Origin of the sequence: Marinibium conchae (assembly GCF_015595035.1) — a bacterium.
Lineage (GTDB): Bacteria > Pseudomonadota > Gammaproteobacteria > Enterobacterales > Alteromonadaceae > Glaciecola.
The window spans coordinates 1,848,719-1,864,193 of sequence record NZ_JADNRN010000001.1; the positions used below are offsets into that span (position 1 = coordinate 1,848,719).

Here is a 15,475-nt window from a genome sequence, read left to right on the forward strand (position 1 = left end):
AAAAAGATAAAGAATAAATACAGGAACTTTGATGAAGCTTACAAACGATAACACCAGCAAACTTGCTTGGGAAAAAATGGATAACCTGCTTCCTGCAATTGTTCAAGATGCACAGTCTGGCCGCGTATTAATGCAAGGCTACATGAATCCGGAAGCCTTAGAGAAGACCCTGACAAGCGGAAAAGTCACCTTCTTTAGTCGCTCTAAGCAACGCTTATGGATGAAGGGCGAAAGCTCAGGGAATACACTAGACTTAGTTGATATTTCAGCCGACTGCGACCAAGACTCTATTCTTGTGTTAGCGAAACCCAACGGCCCTACTTGTCACACGGGTGCAAGCACTTGCTGGTTCAATAGTGAAGCACCAAGCATGACTTTTGTTGCTGAGTTGGAGAGGATATTAGCAGAACGCAAAGATGCCGACCCGTCAACGAGTTATACAGCTCAGCTTTACGCAAAAGGCATAAAACGAATTGCTCAAAAAGTAGGGGAAGAAGGCGTCGAAACCGCCCTTGCGGCCACTGTACAAGATTTAGACGAACTTAAAAACGAGTCGGCCGACTTACTCTATCACTTGATCGTTCTGCTACAAGCCAGCAACTTGTCGCTCAATGATGCCATTGACGTTCTGCGAGAGCGTCACAAATAAAGCCGAAAAATATTGTTAAATATTTTCTTGAATAACTATTGAAATAATAAAAACCGTACGCATATATTACTTGTGGCAGCCGAAAGGGGCCACAAAACCGTCGCCGAATAATCGGGACATATTAATTTAAACATATTGCTTATATATAAAAAGGATATGACTATGCGTACTATCGATCTATCTCCACTTTACCGTTCTTTCATTGGTTCAGACCACCTAGCATCTATGATTGATGCAGCGGCAAGGAACGAAAAACAAAATACTTATCCTCCGTATAACATCGAGCTTCTTGAGGAAGACAAATATAGAATCACCATGGCAGTTGCTGGTTTTTCTAAAGATGATGTAATTATCGAAGTTCAAGAAAATACATTGCTAGTGAGTGGCAAAAAAGAAACTTCAGACACTGAGCAACAACGCCAGTTCCTTCACAAAGGAATATCTGAAAGAAACTTTGAACGAAAATTCCAGCTTGGTGACAATGTCAAAGTGCTTGCAGCGGATCTCAACAATGGCCTGTTGCACATTGATTTGGAACGAGTGGTTCCAGAGTCAAAGAAACCAAAGCGTATCGAGATTGGCAGCCAACTTATAGAAAATAAGTAGCGTCTTAACGCGCTCAGATCTCCCTAATCTGAGCTTCTAGCTATAAGGTTTATTTTTGTGTGATTTGAGCCACTGCACAGCAGTGGCTTTTTTACGCCACTAAAAAAGCTTAGTAAGTACCACAAATAGATTCCACAGCGATAGGCCTAACAAACAAGCAAAGGTAGCAAGCATGCCGCTCACCCTTCCCCAGCTTGGGCCACTTTTAGTTACTAGACCATATGCGTGGGCACTTCTTCCATAAACTAATAAAATACCACAAGCATGCAAGAAGATATCTGCCTGAGACGTCATTTCAGCGACCGCTAATAAAATAAGGCAAATAGGGACGTATTCTGAAAAATTCCCATGTGCCCGTGTTGCCTTTTGAAGTTGATCAATGTCGCCATCGCCTAAACTCACGACATTTGCGCGCCTTTGCTTAATGACATAAATCGACAACAGCAGAAATAATAAGCCAAGTAAGCTAGCGTAGAGACCAGTAATAATTAAGTTCATAGAGGATTTTTTTATAGATTTATGTTGTTTGACATGATGCATCAAGCATCATCAATTCACAAACAAAATTAAATAAAGTAAGGACTTACCCATATTTTTTGTGTTAGCTTTAGATTTGTAAGAGTAAAATTAATTATTTTTAATTTAAAATTAACGCTTAGATAGGGGAGTTTTCCATTGAGTCATTTGTTTCGACTAGGTGTTATTCTGGTAATTGTTTGGCTGCTTTTATCAGGTATATATGAGCCACTTATGCTATCGTTTGGCCTTATCTCAGTAATCATTTCTCTATGGTTAACGAAGCGAATGCTTCGAATTGACCAAGAACAATATACCTTTTTTGTAACCATCAGCTTGATCAAATTTCTCGCTACGCTGTTTTATAAAATCGTCCTCTCTAATATCGACGTTACCCTGCGTGTGTTGGGTATCCGTCCAGTTCAGTCTACTTTTGTCACGCTCAACATGCCTTACGACAACGACGTTGCAAAGGTACTATACGCAAATGCAATAACCTTAACGCCTGGCTCGGCGAGCATCGCACTGTCTGACCACACTTTATTGGTTCACACCATCAGCGAACAAGGCGCTCAAGATTTAATTGAAGGCGACATACTCAATATTATGCCGGCACAATATGAAGTAAAGACTGTAGAGGCAAACAATGATTGAATACTACTTAGTTGCTGCCTTTGCGATTCTGATCGCAATGGCACTGGGCGTGTGCCGAGCCCTACTTGGGCCAACAGTTTTTGATCGCATCCTTGCGGTTAATTTATTTGGCACTAAAGCTGTATTGTTAGTGGCGATTTACGCTTTTTTCTCGGAGCGCCACGACTTACTTGATATTGCCTTGCTATATTCATTACTTAATTTTGTAGCCGTTATAGCGGCACTTAGATTAGTAGAACGCGGTAAATTTTTTGCAGATAGTAAGCAAGCCAGTTCAGCTTCAAATCCCCCGAGCCCGCTGCCAAAAGATGCTTCGCAAAAGACCACAGGAGAAAAAACAGATGCTTGAAATAGTTGGTTTCATTCTGATTGGACTGGGTTGCTTTTTAGGTGTTGTCGGCGCTATTGGTATCATTCGTTTACCTGATATGTATGCGCGACTGCATGCGGTAGGAATTACTGATACATTGTGCTCCTTTCTCATACTAAGCGGTCTATCTTGTCATGCCGATTCAGTGAATGTAGTTGCAAAACTCATCCTTATTTTTTTGTTTTTACTTTTTACCAGCCCAGTATCTTCTTACGCCTTGGCAAACAATGCTTGGCGCTGGGGTTTGGTACATAATCAAAAAATCCATGTTGCAACCAAAGAGCACCTGCTCAATAGGGAGGACAACAAATGAGTTTAGCGGTTAATCTATTATTATTAGTATTTTTATTGGTTATGGCGTTGGCCGTGCTGAAAACTCGCCACCTTTTCGCAATGGCCATGCTCTTCGGACTCTATAGTCTGCTTGTTGCCGGTTTGTTTGTTGTGCTAGACGCACCAGACGTGGCTTTCACTGAAGCCGCAGTGGGCACAGGAATATCGACCGTACTCATGTTGGTTACGCTGGCATCAACAAAAAGTGGTCACGAGCTAGTATCAAGTGAAAAATCTCGCGCAGCACCACTAATAATATGCGTTGTTATGGGCGCTTTGCTCATTTACGGAACCCACGACTTGGCTGAGCTTGGCGATGCATCTAGCGCTCCTCACCAAGAAGTCGCGGCCCGTTATATTGAAAAAGGCCAAGAAGAAACCGGTGTGCCTAACTTAGTTACTGCGGTTTTGGCAAGTTATCGAGGCTTTGATACATTGGGTGAGGTCACCGTGGTGCTTACCGCAGGAATTGGTGTGCTAATGTTATTGGGAAATCGTAAAAAGCTACGTGTGAAGGAGCTTGCTAATGGCAAATGACCTTATATTGCGTGTGATCACCAAATGGTTATCGCCGATTATCATATTATTTGCATTATATGTGCAGTTCCACGGTGATTATAGTCCAGGTGGTGGCTTCCAAGCTGGCGTAATCTTCAGCTCGGCGATATTACTATATGCACTTACCTACGGATTAGACGCTGCCTTGCAACTTATCCCTGAAATGGCATTGCGAATTGGAGCAAGTTTAGGTGTGCTAATTTATGGCGGCGTTGGAGTTGCTTCCATGATACTTGGTGGAAACTTTCTAAACTATAGTGTGTTAGCAAGCACTCCCATCGCTGGTCAACATATTGGCATTATAGTGATTGAGTTAGGTGTTGGCCTTACAGTAGCCTCAGTAATGGTGTTGTTGTTTTTCACATTTGCTCGTAGGGTGGCGCCGGAATGATGGATTTTGTATTAGGGCACATTAACTACTGGTTGATAGTCGCGGTCATGATGGTTGGCTTATATACCTTGATGAGTCGCTCAAACTTAATAAAGAAACTAGCAGGTTTAGCCATCTTCCAAACAGCGGTAATTTTGTTTTACGTGAGTTTAGGAAAGGTAACAGGCGGAACCGTTCCTATTATGGATGAAAAATACACCTTGTATTCTAATCCTTTACCGCAAGTTCTGATGTTAACTGCAATCGTTGTTGGTGTTGCCACCACGGCACTTGGCTTTGCCTTAGTTATACGCATTAAGGAAGCCTATGACAGCGTCGAAGAAAGCGAAATAAATAAAATGGATGAACAAGATTAATGGAACAGCTCACCATACTATTGATAGTGATTCCGTTGATGTGTGCACCCATCACGGCGCTTATTCCCTCTGAAAAAATCACCTGGGCGCTCACCCTTATCGTATCGCTAATTAGTTTAGCCATTTCGTTTTATATTTTATATGAAGTGATTGATGGCAAACACGTTATCTACGAGCTGGGAGGCTGGCGTCCACCATGGGGTATAGAATATAAAATCGATTCTTTAAATGCCTTTGTTGCCGTAATTGTTAGCGGTATTAGCGCCCTCGCCTGCTTATTTGCTTACAGAAGCGTGCCGAGTGAGATTGATAAGAAAACAATCCCCTTATTTTATGCCGCTTTTCAGCTTTGTCTGTTAGGCCTGTTAGGAATTTCATTAACTGGCGATATTTTTAACCTCTTTGTGTTTTTAGAAATATCATCACTTGCCACCTATGCTCTGATAAGCATGGGCAAACATAGAAAAGCCCTTACTGCGGCCTTTTCTTATCTTATTTTAGGTACTATTGGCGCAACCTTTTTCTTAATTGGTGTCGGCTTTTTGTTTGCAGCCTCAGGAAGCTTAAACACCGCTGATATCGCCTCAAGATTCTCTTCTTTTGAAGATATGCAATTAGTTGAAACTGCCCTCATATTCATGGTTATGGGTATTGCCCTCAAAGCGGCTATATTCCCCTTACACAGTTGGCTACCGAACGCATACGGGCAAGCACCTTCCGCCGTGAGTGTATTTTTGTCGGCAACCGCAACGAAAGTCAGTATCTATGTGCTGCTTCGTATCCTATTCGACCTTTACCCTGTTGAATACTGGGTTGACATGTTATTACCGCAAATCATGCTTTCACTGGGCTGCGCGGCGGTTATTTATGGCTCATACCGAGCGTGGCAACAGGTTGAGATGAAGCGCTTATTGGCATTTTCAAGCGTTGCCCAAATTGGCTATATGGTTATTGGTCTATCAATGTTAAATGAACTGGGCCTAATCGCGTCTATTATTCACCTGTTTAATCATGCCGTGATCAAAGCAACTTTGTTCATTGGTGCAGGTATTCTCTTATATCGGGCTAACACAACCCAACTCAAAAGTCTGCGTGGTTTGGGTAAAGATATGCCATGGACTTTCGCGGCAATTGCACTTGCTGGTTTGAGCCTCATTGGTGTGCCTGGCACTGTCGGCTTCGTTACCAAATGGTATCTTTTGGAAGCAGCCGTTGAAAAAGGCCTATGGATTGTTGTTGCAACCATTGTTGTGGGCTCTGTTTTGGCCATCGCTTATGTTTGGAAAATCGTTGAAAACCTCTACTTTAGAAGCAAGCGAAAAATACATATTCATGACGTCTCGAGCGGCGATGATGGCGTTGCAAAGGCACCTAAAACCATGACTATGGCACTTTGGATTGGAGCAATTATGTGCATTATATTCGGCTTAAACACTGAATTGTCTTTCCAAGCTGCATCATCTGCCGCTACTGCATTACTTGAGCGATAGGGGCCATTATGAATCAACTTGATATGACATTGCTTATCATTCTCTCAATTATTGTTCCGGTTGTTGGCGGTATTATTGTTTCTCGCTTGGGTAAACACATTAATATTCGAGAAGCAGCCACGCTCATCACTGCGCTTGCCCTGTTTGTTATTAACTTGCTCATTTATGTCAACTTAGACTTGAGTCATGAAAACGCTGTAGCTTCATCGCGCTTCGTGTTTGCTGAACCTATAGAGGGTTTGGCTATTGCCTTTTCTGCTACCGCTTTTGGTAGCTTATTCGCAATAATCGCAAGTGGGCTTTGGATTGCAACATCAATCTATGCGATTGGCTATATGCGAGGGCATCACGAAAAACATCAAACTCGATTTTATGTTCTGTTTGCTATTGCCATTGCAGGTGTGATGGCTGTTGCTTACTCCGACAACCTATTCACCCTGTTCTTGTTTTATGAGATTTTAACTGTTTCAACCTATCCTTTAGTCACCCACTCTGGAAACAGGGAGGCAAGAAAAGGCGGTAAAACATATATACTAATATTGATGGGCTCATCAATACTATTTTTCTTACCAGCTATGATCATCGTCTGGTTTGTCTCTGGCACGCTGAGTTTTCAAGAGGGCGGCATCTTAGCGGGTAACCTCGATGCCATCTGGGCGGCTCCTTTACTAGCTCTATTTTTATTTGGAATTAGTAAAGCAGGTCTTATGCCTTTGCATAAATGGTTGCCATCGGCAATGGTGGCGCCAACGCCTGTCAGTGCATTATTGCATGCGGTTGCGGTAGTTAAAGCTGGGGTTTTCTCAGTGATGAAAATTGTTGTATTTATTTTTGGAACCGATTTTATTACCGAAAGCAATGCAAACCATTGGCTTATATGGCTTCCACTCATCACTATAGTTGTCGCCTCGTTTATAGCGCTACGCAAAGATAACCTCAAGGAGCGCTTAGCCTATTCCACGGTGAGTCAACTCAGCTACATCATTCTTGGCGCCTTATTGGCCAACGAAGCAGGTATTCTTGGTGGCACAATGCATATTGCGATGCATGCCTTTGCTAAAATATCACTGTTTTTCGCTGCAGGCGCTATTTTGGTAGCAACGCATAAAAAATATGTGAGTCAGTTGTCGGGATTAGGTCGAACAATGCCGTTTACCTTCACCGTCTTCACCATCGGCACACTAAGTATTATCGGCTTACCCTTTTTTGGTGGAATGTGGAGTAAATGGTATCTATTGTCGGGATCTCTCAGCTTTCAAGGGCCTGAATTCACATATTGGGCTATTTTAACGGGGCTTGCAATCAGCTCCATCCTAAATACTTACTATTTGCTGAGTATTCCAATGACAGCATTTTTCAATAAAGCTGATAACGACTCCTCGAACGCTAGTCAACATGCTAGTGGCATAAAAGAGGCGCCAGTGGCCTGCCTTATCGGTATGGCTATACCCACTTGCATTACGGTATATTTATTTTTTGACCCTCAGCTTTTCTATCGTCTAGCTGCAACGTTGAATCAGTTCTAAGGTGTAGAATGAAAAACTCTGAAGAAAAAGTTCCCTTCTTTGATAATCCTGAAAACGTTAAATGGATACTGAGAGTTTTCTATGCTCTTTGTGTTTTGCTAGTGATTGCGGATTTTATTGTACATCGTCATATTTATGTATCCTTTGAGGAAATTCCAGCCTTTTATGCCATTTATGGCTTTATTGCTTGTGTCGTGTTGGTAGTAATTGCCAAAGAGATGCGCAAACTCGTGATGCGTTCAGAAAACTACTACGACGACAGACATGATGAATCTGAATCTCCTGAAGTCATCGACTCAGAGCAAAGAAGCAGCACAACTACTGCTAAGGATGAACAGCAATGAGTTATGCTATTCCGGTTTTTCTTCCATTCTTCCTAGCCGCCCTGTTTGCGGCAATCGCGCCCGTTAGGTTTCGCTATCTACTAATACTAGTGCCGTTAGTTAACGGTATCTTGCTTTATGTAAACGCAGACTCTCTCGAGCCCATCAGTATTCAGTTACACACTTTCACGCTACAAATTATGGACGTAGGTGCGGCAGTTAATGAGCAAGACGCCAAGCTCTCTCTGTTGTTTGCTTATCTGTTTCACCTAGCGTGTTTTATCTGTTTAATTTACGCCATGCATATCAAGGACAAAGTGCAATTGGTTGCGGGCCTACTTTATGCAGGAAGCGCAATTGGTGCGGTTTTCGCTGGCGACTTTATTACTCTATTTATTTTTTGGGAATTACTTGCGCTTACTTCTGCCTTTTTAGTGTTCGCACGCAGAACAAAAGCAGCGAAAACAGCCGGTATTCGTTACCTCATTATTCAGATCTTGTCTGGGGTTTTGCTGCTTATTGGTGCTATCAGTTACTTTCAACAAACAGGCACAACCGACATAGGCTATATTGGCTTGGGCTCTGTGGCGTCGTGGTTCTTCCTCATTGCTTTTGGAATAAAAGCAGCATTCCCGTTTATGCATACTTGGCTAACCGATGCCTATCCAGAAGCAACGCCTGTTGGGACGGTGTTCCTCTCAGCATTTACAACAAAAGTTGCTATCTACATGTTAGCTCGTACCTTCCCGGGGGAAGATCTACTGGTATACATCGGGGCAGCAATGACCTGCTTCCCGATTTTTTACGCAGTTATTGAAAATGACTTACGCAAAGTACTCGCCTACAGCTTGATTAATCAACTTGGCTTTATGGTATGCGGTATCGGCATTGGAACGGCGCTGGCGCTAAATGGTACAGTCGCACACGCTTTCAACGATGTTATATTCAAAGGCCTGTTATTTATGACCATGGGCGCTGTGCTTACTCGCGTTGGACACGTGAATGGTTCGAATCTGGGCGGTTTATACAAGACAATGCCGAAAACCACACTATTTTGTATAGTCGGTGCTGCTTCTATATCGGCATTCCCACTATTTAGTGGGTTTGTGAGCAAAAGCATGGTAATGGCTGCAATGATCGAAGCGGGTCATGATTATTTATGGCTAATGCTATTGTTTGCCTCGGCGGGTGTCTTCCACCATGCTGGCATCAAGATACCATTCTTTGCCTTCTTCGCACATGACTCAGGTTTACGACCCAAAGAAGCCCCCACCAATATGCTTATCGCAATGGGTATTGCTTCCGCAATTTGTATTTTAGTTGGTACCTATCCTGCCCTACTATATTCATTATTGCCTTGGGAAAATGACTATGTGGCCTACGACATAACGCATACTCTGACTCAATTACAGTTGCTATTCTTCTCGGCTTTAGCCTTTGTTTGGTTAAATCAACGTGGTCTATATCCGCCCGAGCTAAAGTCGGTGAATCTGGACTTTGAATGGATATATCGTAAGCTCCTACCTAGCTCTGGCAACGCAGTGTATCGCCTTGCCAGTAGCACTAAAGCATCCTGTTTTTCCGTACTTGTCTACCTATCTAACACTATTCCAACAATGAAAAGAGGAAGTGATGCAAATGCGGCCACAATGACTCTTAGAATGGCTTTAGGTTTTGTTGTATTAGTGGTATTAGCCTTCGCTACGCAGTTTATGTAGATTTCACTATGGCAAAACTGATTGCTCAGCCATTATCAAAGCAAATCCTAACCAAAGGTTTTGTGCCTATATTGATAATGGTTCTTTGTGTAATTGTATGGCAATACACCACCTACTCAGCACAAGAATTAGCAGCAAATAAGAGCAAGTTGAAGCTACTCACGCATTCACTATCAGAGCTCATTGACGAACAAAACAAACAAGCGTCAAAACTTGCACAAAGCGCTGCAAGCGCTCAAGTCAATGGCATGTTCGGAATGCGAGAGAGCAGCAAAAGTTATATTAAAGAACTAGTGAAACAAAATCAGAACTTCACAGGTGTTGCTATTTGCTATGAGAGCAATGCCGACACCAATGACCAAGCGTATATTAACTCTCTATCTAATGACGACGATAAGCTCGGTTTAAGTCCTAGTGGCCGCTTTCTTCCCTATTGGTTTCGTACGAATGAAAATAGGAACGAGCTGGCCATTAGAGCTAGCATAGAACCGGATAAACGCGCTTATTATCAAGGTCCTAAAAAACGCTACAGCACCAGCAGACGAGCCGAAATATTTATTGGCGAACCCTATAATACGCACCCTAATGAAACGATTGGAAAATATATTGTTGAATATGTTTTCCCTATCATTATTGATGGCGAATTCAAAGGTGTGGTAGCGGTTGATAAAGCACTAACCGACATAAACGCCCTCTTAGAAGACGAAATAGAAGAATATGGCATTGAGGCTTATTTAATTTCTCAAGAAGGCCGCTACATTGCGATCACCGCAAATAGCGACATTGAGCTCCTGTCAAAGAAGGTAAGTGAGTCGGACTATGCTTCCACTTTTTCCGACATGCTGAACAGCGCTTCTGACACTTTCGTTAACTCAAAACTTGAGCACAAAAATGAGCATTTCTTCTTCGCCTCACAAAAGATTGAAAGTGCCAACTGGACACTGATTATCGGTAAGTCTGAGAGCAGTGTTTTAGCAAGTGTTTATGCCTACATTGGACAACTCTTATTATTAGCATTGGGCGTGCTAATTACCGCGGCGGTGTTTATTCGCTGGTCGCTAAAGTCAACTACGGGACGGGTTACAAAAGTCGTGCAAGCTGCAGAACAATTGGCAGATGGTAAGCTACCTGACTTGAGTTTACTCCAAGACAAACACAAAGACGAAGTTGCAGCACTCGGCGAGGCTTTTAACAACGTCATTTGCTATTATGACGACGCAAAGCGGGCTTGCCACGAGATTGCACAAGGTAATTTCGACGTAAAAATGCCCCCCAGAAGCAACGACGATGTGCTCGCAAACGCGATTAATTTGCTGTCAGAAAAAAGAGCAAATGCGGAACAGAAGATGGCGGAAGCACAGTTGCTCGCGGAAGAAGCCAATGAAGCAAAAAGCGCGTTTCTTGCCAATATGAGTCATGAAATCCGCACTCCCATGAATGCAGTTCTCGGCCTTTCTAGGCTCTGTTTAGCAACAGATTTAAACCCTCAACAACGTGATTACCTTGGCAAAATTTACTCTTCAGGCAAAGGCCTGCTTACCATTATCAATGACATCTTAGACTTTTCGAAAATTGAGTCTGGCATGCTTGAACTTGAAGAAACCGAGTTTACTTTCGACAGTGTTATGCGCCATGTCGCTACGGTGAATCAGCATAGAGCAGCAGAAAAAGGACTAGAATTAGTTTTCGATTTGCAAGATGGTAAACGCACATACAAAGGCGACCCCACACGCATAAAACAGATACTTATCAATTTGGTTGGTAACGCTGTTAAATTTACTGACCGTGGCGAGGTGGTCATTAGCTTGCAAAGTAGTCTTGAACAAGAACACAGCTCCCGCTCTACCGCTCTTCTCAATATCGCGGTGTGCGACAGTGGCATAGGTATAAGCGCCGACAAACAGAAAACACTGTTTCAATCATTTTCGCAAGCTGACATATCTACAACACGAAAATATGGAGGCTCTGGTCTAGGCTTATCAATTAGCAAAAATCTGGTAGAGCTGATGGGCGGCAATATACAACTAAGCAGCAAGAAAGGCGAAGGAAGCATTGTTGCTTTTTCACTTTCTCTACCATTCATTGACAATGAGCTTCCTAGTTTAACTAGCACCTATGACTACTTGGAAAAGTTAAAAGGCAAAACTGCCCTGTTAATGACTACGCATTACAAAACCATGGCGATACTCAAAAAGATATTTGTCGATGCTGGTCTTAGGACAGTGGAAGTAGATAACGCTGAAAAAGCAATATCAATCTTACGAGCGGATAATAAAAAAAATGTCAATCTGCTGGTAGTAGATGGCGACTACCTTTCACCCCATGACTCTCTTGTCAGTATGCTACAAGCTGATGTACGCAATAATCCTAAAAACTGCATTCCGACAATTATCCTTCAAAGCGGACTGGCAGAAAGAAGAGCGAGTCATCGCAATAAATCAAATGAGCCAAAGGTGTCGTTAAACAATAGGGCCAACACAGTTACTATTAACAAACCCTTATTTGAGCATGATTTACTGATTGGTATTGGCGAAGTCATGGGCTTCGAGCAAGCCAACCGGGAAAGTAAGACTGAGTGGGAACTAGGTAACAATCTTAATTTCGCTAATGCGAATGTGCTAGTTGCCGACGACAACCCAATAAATCAACAAATTACCTGTGAACTTCTTGATAAGGTGCATGCACAATACAAAGTTGTTGAAAACGGTAAGCAAGCTATTGAAGCGCTTATGGAAGGCGACTTTGACCTTTTATTATGCGACATTCAAATGCCCATAATGAGCGGTATCGAAGCAACAACAATAATAAGAAAGAACGAGAACTATCGTACTCTTCCTATCGTTGCAATGAGCGCAAACAGCATGATGGTGCATAAACAAGCCTGTTTTGATGCGGGGATGAACGCGCACTTATCAAAACCATTATCCACAGACGAATTTTACGCGCTCTTATCAGAGTTTTTACCTTCATCCGAAGCTGAGCATAGTAAGCAGAGCTCTCAGTTGCCAACAAGTCGCTCGACCGCTAATGAGCAAGCAGAAAAATACAATGCAGAGTTTTTAGGCGTTGCCACTCTCTCTCTATCAACATTTGATGGCATTAAAGCCATGGGCAACAGCAGCGAAAAATATATCGATATTTGTCGGGTATTTAATGCAACTCACAAAGCCGATATGTCGACATTTTCTAAGCTCGCCGACACCATAGAACTCACAGAGGATGATATTGCACTTGTTCTTAGTAAAGTTCACAGTATTGCTGGCGTTGCCAAGTTTATAGGTGCGAACACCCTTGAAAAGGTTTGTCACGATCTGGAAGTAGAAATGTCGTCCCTATCAAACAGCGCAGTGATAGAGAGAGTAGCAATGATCTCACAAGAACTTGAAAATGTGATTGCCGACATTGCTGAAATAATGAAAGTGTCATCTAACGACACTGAACAGGCCGAGGGCTTATCAGTAAATGAGCAGCTCAACACCATTAAAGCAATGCCATTAAAAGATAATATACGATATCTTACCGAAGCAGTGGTGACAATGAATGCAAACGCCATTGATTATGCGTTGGGGCTTGAATACAAACTTAGAGCGACTAATGCGGCAGAATTAGTGTCGCTACTTATCTCGCAACTACGCATGTATAAATTTGCGGAAGCGGCCAATACTATTGCTAGGTTGGCGATCAACATTGAAGGCGACTTCGAACAGGAAATGCGCTCTCTTCAAACCTCAAAACCAACGAACAAGCCGCACTTGTTAGTTGTCGACGACGATATGACTAATCTTACCGTTGTGTTGGCCTTGTTGAGTGAAACATACAGGATCACCCTAGCAAAAGGTGGCGAGGAAGCTTTAAAGAAATTAACAACGCTTAGGCCCGACCTTATTCTGCTTGATATTAATATGCCCGGCGTTGACGGTTATGAAGTGTGTAGACAGGTAAAATCAAACCCTGATACCAGTGATATTCCAGTAATCTTTATTACTCGAGCAGTGGGTAGCGACACAGAGCAAAAGTGTTTTGAAATGGGGGCAATTGATTTTATTACCAAACCTCTGGTTGCAGAAGTCGTTCGTGCAAGGATAAATACTCACACCTCGCTTAAAGCCAAGACCATGCAGTTAGAGCAAAAAGGCTTAACGGATGAGCTCACTGGGGTTTCAAACCGTCGAGGCTTTAACCTGCGCTTAGAAGAAGAGCTTTTACGTTCACACAGAGATAAAACAGAGTTAGCACTACTGATTATAGATATAGACAAATTCAAACCCTTCAATGACCACTATGGCCACGTAGCCGGTGACGAGTGCTTGCAAAAAGTCGCACAATTAATGTCATTGAGTTTACGACGCCCTGGAGACTATTTTGCTCGATACGGCGGTGAAGAATTTGCGGTGATTCTCCCCAACACAGGCTATTCCGGTGCTCAAGCAGTAGCAAACAAACTAGTTAGAGCAGTTAGTTCACTTAATATTGAACACGCGAAGTCGGATTTCAAGAAAGTCACAACGAGTATTGGGGTGAGTTGCGCGACGGTGCCACAAGCTCAGCCATACAAGGCTGACGACTTGATAAAAGCTGCCGACCTTTGTTTATATAAGGCAAAAAGAGAGGGTGGCAATTGCGCCCTGGCTCCTTAATGCTCTCGGTAAAAGACTCGATATTGCCACGGCAATAGTGTTAGCTGAGTATCCTTAACAAATTCTATGCTTTCCTTAGCGTCTTGAAGAGCATCATGGTAACCATCAATAAATAAGCTTTCTTTGAAGCTAACCTTCACACACTCGTCAGTGAAATTAAACACCATGAACCACTTGCTTTCAGTATCCTGCCTAACAAAACTAAAAATGGATGCTTGCTCAGTATTAGGAACCTGAATCATTGTAGCTCCGTGCTCAGCGTTCCATAGCGCTGTATAACGTTTTCTGAGTCGCAACAACTTAGTATACAGATCACCTATTTCATGAGCTTGCCAGTCAATCGGATCTTTTTCAAAAAAGGCTAATCGCTTTGTTTCACCAGCTTCTTGCCCATTATGAATGAGCGGCATGCCCTCGCCTAGGCAAGACAGAACAATACAGGCTTGCTGAGCATCACCAAACTTTTCATCTGGGGTTCCTTCCCATGCATTTTCATCGTGGTTACTTATAAAGGTCATGCGCATTGCTTGTTTCGGCCACGCTCTTTCATTCCACGAGTAGTACTTTCTTAATTTATCTAAGGCTTGTTTTTTCTGTACGATATCGTACAACACTTCATTCCACGACCACGCATAAGTCATATCAAACGCATGTTCATGCATGTCTCGGTTTTCCCATTCGGCAAGCATAAACACTGGCTTTATGGCATCTAGGGCCTCACGTGCCTGACGCCAAAAGTCATTGGGCACATAGCCTGCCACGTCACAGCGAAAGCCGTCGATGTCGAATTTTTCAACCCAATATGACATGGCCTTCACCATGTACGAACGAAGCTCGCTACTGTTGTAATCAAACTCGATAATGTCATCCCAATCCCACCATGGGCATGGCCTAAAATCACCTTTATAATCACGTGCGTACCAGTTAGGGTGTTGATTTACAAGATGGTTATCCCAAGCGCTATGATTAGGAACCCAATCAAGAATCAGCTTTAAATCAAGTTCATGTGCGCGCTTTACCAAAGCATGTAGGTCGTCGGCTGTTCCAAACTCGGGGTTAATCGAATAAAAGTCTTTAACTGCGTAAGGACTCCCTAAACTACCCTTTCTATTGAGCTCTCCTATTTTGTGGATAGGCATCAACCAAATGATATCAACACCGAGCGCTTTAATTCTTGGAAGCTCCTGCGTGACGCCAGAAAAGTCACCCGACGAGCTGAACTGACGAGTATTCACTTGGTAGATGCTTGCATTCCGAGCCCAAAGGGGTGAATTGTGTTTTACGTAAGGAATAATAGGGAGTGGCATATAGGCCTCTAATAAAGCTAATAAAATGCTAGAGAGGCGCA

Annotated in this window: 15 protein-coding genes; 13 read left to right on the forward strand and 2 right to left on the reverse strand. The window is 42.8% G+C overall.

What is annotated here, in order from left to right:
• Positions 1 to 31 precede the first annotated feature (31 nt).
• Together hisIE and ISG33_RS07795 are read left to right on the forward strand one after the other, a co-directional pair.
• Positions 32 to 649, forward strand: a complete 618-nt coding sequence (gene hisIE, locus ISG33_RS07790) for a bifunctional phosphoribosyl-AMP cyclohydrolase/phosphoribosyl-ATP diphosphatase HisIE (protein WP_195732906.1) — start codon at positions 32 to 34, stop codon at positions 647 to 649.
• Between the two features lie 162 nt (positions 650 to 811).
• Positions 812 to 1,255 (forward strand): Hsp20 family protein, encoded by a 444-nt coding sequence (locus ISG33_RS07795; protein WP_195732907.1) that lies wholly within the window; start codon positions 812 to 814, stop codon positions 1,253 to 1,255.
• Between the two features lie 99 nt (positions 1,256 to 1,354).
• On the opposite strand, the gene ISG33_RS07800 is transcribed toward ISG33_RS07795, so the two are convergent.
• Positions 1,355 to 1,753: an MAPEG family protein gene (locus ISG33_RS07800; RefSeq protein WP_195732908.1), complete on the reverse strand. Its 399-nt coding sequence runs from the start codon at positions 1,751 to 1,753 to the stop codon at positions 1,355 to 1,357.
• Positions 1,754 to 1,930: 177 nt separating this feature from the next.
• Between ISG33_RS07800 and ISG33_RS07805 the strand changes: the two genes are divergently transcribed.
• The 11 genes from ISG33_RS07805 to ISG33_RS07855 are packed head-to-tail and all read left to right on the forward strand — an operon-like array spanning position 1,931 to position 14,127.
• Entirely contained in the window at positions 1,931 to 2,425 is a 495-nt protein-coding gene (locus ISG33_RS07805; protein WP_195732909.1) for a Na+/H+ antiporter subunit E, read from the forward strand.
• Positions 2,418 to 2,774, forward strand: a complete 357-nt coding sequence (locus tag ISG33_RS07810; RefSeq protein ID WP_195732910.1) for an MrpF/PhaF family protein — start codon at positions 2,418 to 2,420, stop codon at positions 2,772 to 2,774. Before ISG33_RS07805 ends, ISG33_RS07810 begins: the two co-directional genes overlap by 8 nt.
• Positions 2,767 to 3,108 carry a monovalent cation/H(+) antiporter subunit G gene (gene mnhG, locus ISG33_RS07815; protein ID WP_195732911.1) on the forward strand — a complete coding sequence of 114 codons (342 nt, stop codon included), beginning with the start codon at positions 2,767 to 2,769 and terminating at the stop codon, positions 3,106 to 3,108. The genes ISG33_RS07810 and mnhG overlap by 8 nt, the downstream gene beginning before the upstream one ends.
• Positions 3,105 to 3,665 (forward strand): DUF4040 domain-containing protein, encoded by a 561-nt coding sequence (locus tag ISG33_RS07820; RefSeq protein ID WP_195732912.1) that lies wholly within the window; start codon positions 3,105 to 3,107, stop codon positions 3,663 to 3,665. Before mnhG ends, ISG33_RS07820 begins: the two co-directional genes overlap by 4 nt.
• Positions 3,655 to 4,077 carry a Na(+)/H(+) antiporter subunit B gene (locus ISG33_RS07825; RefSeq protein WP_195732913.1) on the forward strand — a complete coding sequence of 141 codons (423 nt, stop codon included), beginning with the start codon at positions 3,655 to 3,657 and terminating at the stop codon, positions 4,075 to 4,077. The genes ISG33_RS07820 and ISG33_RS07825 overlap by 11 nt, the downstream gene beginning before the upstream one ends.
• Complete coding sequence (locus tag ISG33_RS07830) at positions 4,074 to 4,433, forward strand: cation:proton antiporter subunit C (RefSeq protein WP_195732914.1); 360 nt, start codon at positions 4,074 to 4,076, stop codon at positions 4,431 to 4,433. Before ISG33_RS07825 ends, ISG33_RS07830 begins: the two co-directional genes overlap by 4 nt.
• On the forward strand, positions 4,433 to 5,923 hold the full coding sequence (locus tag ISG33_RS07835; RefSeq protein ID WP_195732915.1) for a monovalent cation/H+ antiporter subunit D family protein: 1,491 nt from the start codon (positions 4,433 to 4,435) through the stop codon (positions 5,921 to 5,923). Before ISG33_RS07830 ends, ISG33_RS07835 begins: the two co-directional genes overlap by 1 nt.
• A gap of 8 nt (positions 5,924 to 5,931) precedes the next feature.
• Positions 5,932 to 7,449 (forward strand): proton-conducting transporter transmembrane domain-containing protein, encoded by a 1,518-nt coding sequence (locus ISG33_RS07840; protein ID WP_195732916.1) that lies wholly within the window; start codon positions 5,932 to 5,934, stop codon positions 7,447 to 7,449.
• Between the two features lie 8 nt (positions 7,450 to 7,457).
• On the forward strand, positions 7,458 to 7,793 hold the full coding sequence (locus ISG33_RS07845) for a hypothetical protein (RefSeq protein ID WP_195732917.1): 336 nt from the start codon (positions 7,458 to 7,460) through the stop codon (positions 7,791 to 7,793).
• Positions 7,790 to 9,490, forward strand: a complete 1,701-nt coding sequence (locus tag ISG33_RS07850) for a Na(+)/H(+) antiporter subunit D (RefSeq protein ID WP_195732918.1) — start codon at positions 7,790 to 7,792, stop codon at positions 9,488 to 9,490. The genes ISG33_RS07845 and ISG33_RS07850 overlap by 4 nt, the downstream gene beginning before the upstream one ends.
• Positions 9,491 to 9,498: 8 nt before the next feature.
• Positions 9,499 to 14,127, forward strand: coding sequence for a response regulator (locus ISG33_RS07855; RefSeq protein ID WP_195732919.1), 4,629 nt, complete (start codon positions 9,499 to 9,501; stop codon positions 14,125 to 14,127).
• Here the strand turns inward: ISG33_RS07855 and ISG33_RS07860 are convergent.
• Positions 14,124 to 15,434, reverse strand: coding sequence for an alpha-amylase family glycosyl hydrolase (locus ISG33_RS07860; RefSeq protein WP_195732920.1), 1,311 nt, complete (start codon positions 15,432 to 15,434; stop codon positions 14,124 to 14,126). The genes ISG33_RS07855 and ISG33_RS07860 overlap by 4 nt on opposite strands.
• Between the last annotated feature and the right edge of the window lie 41 nt (positions 15,435 to 15,475).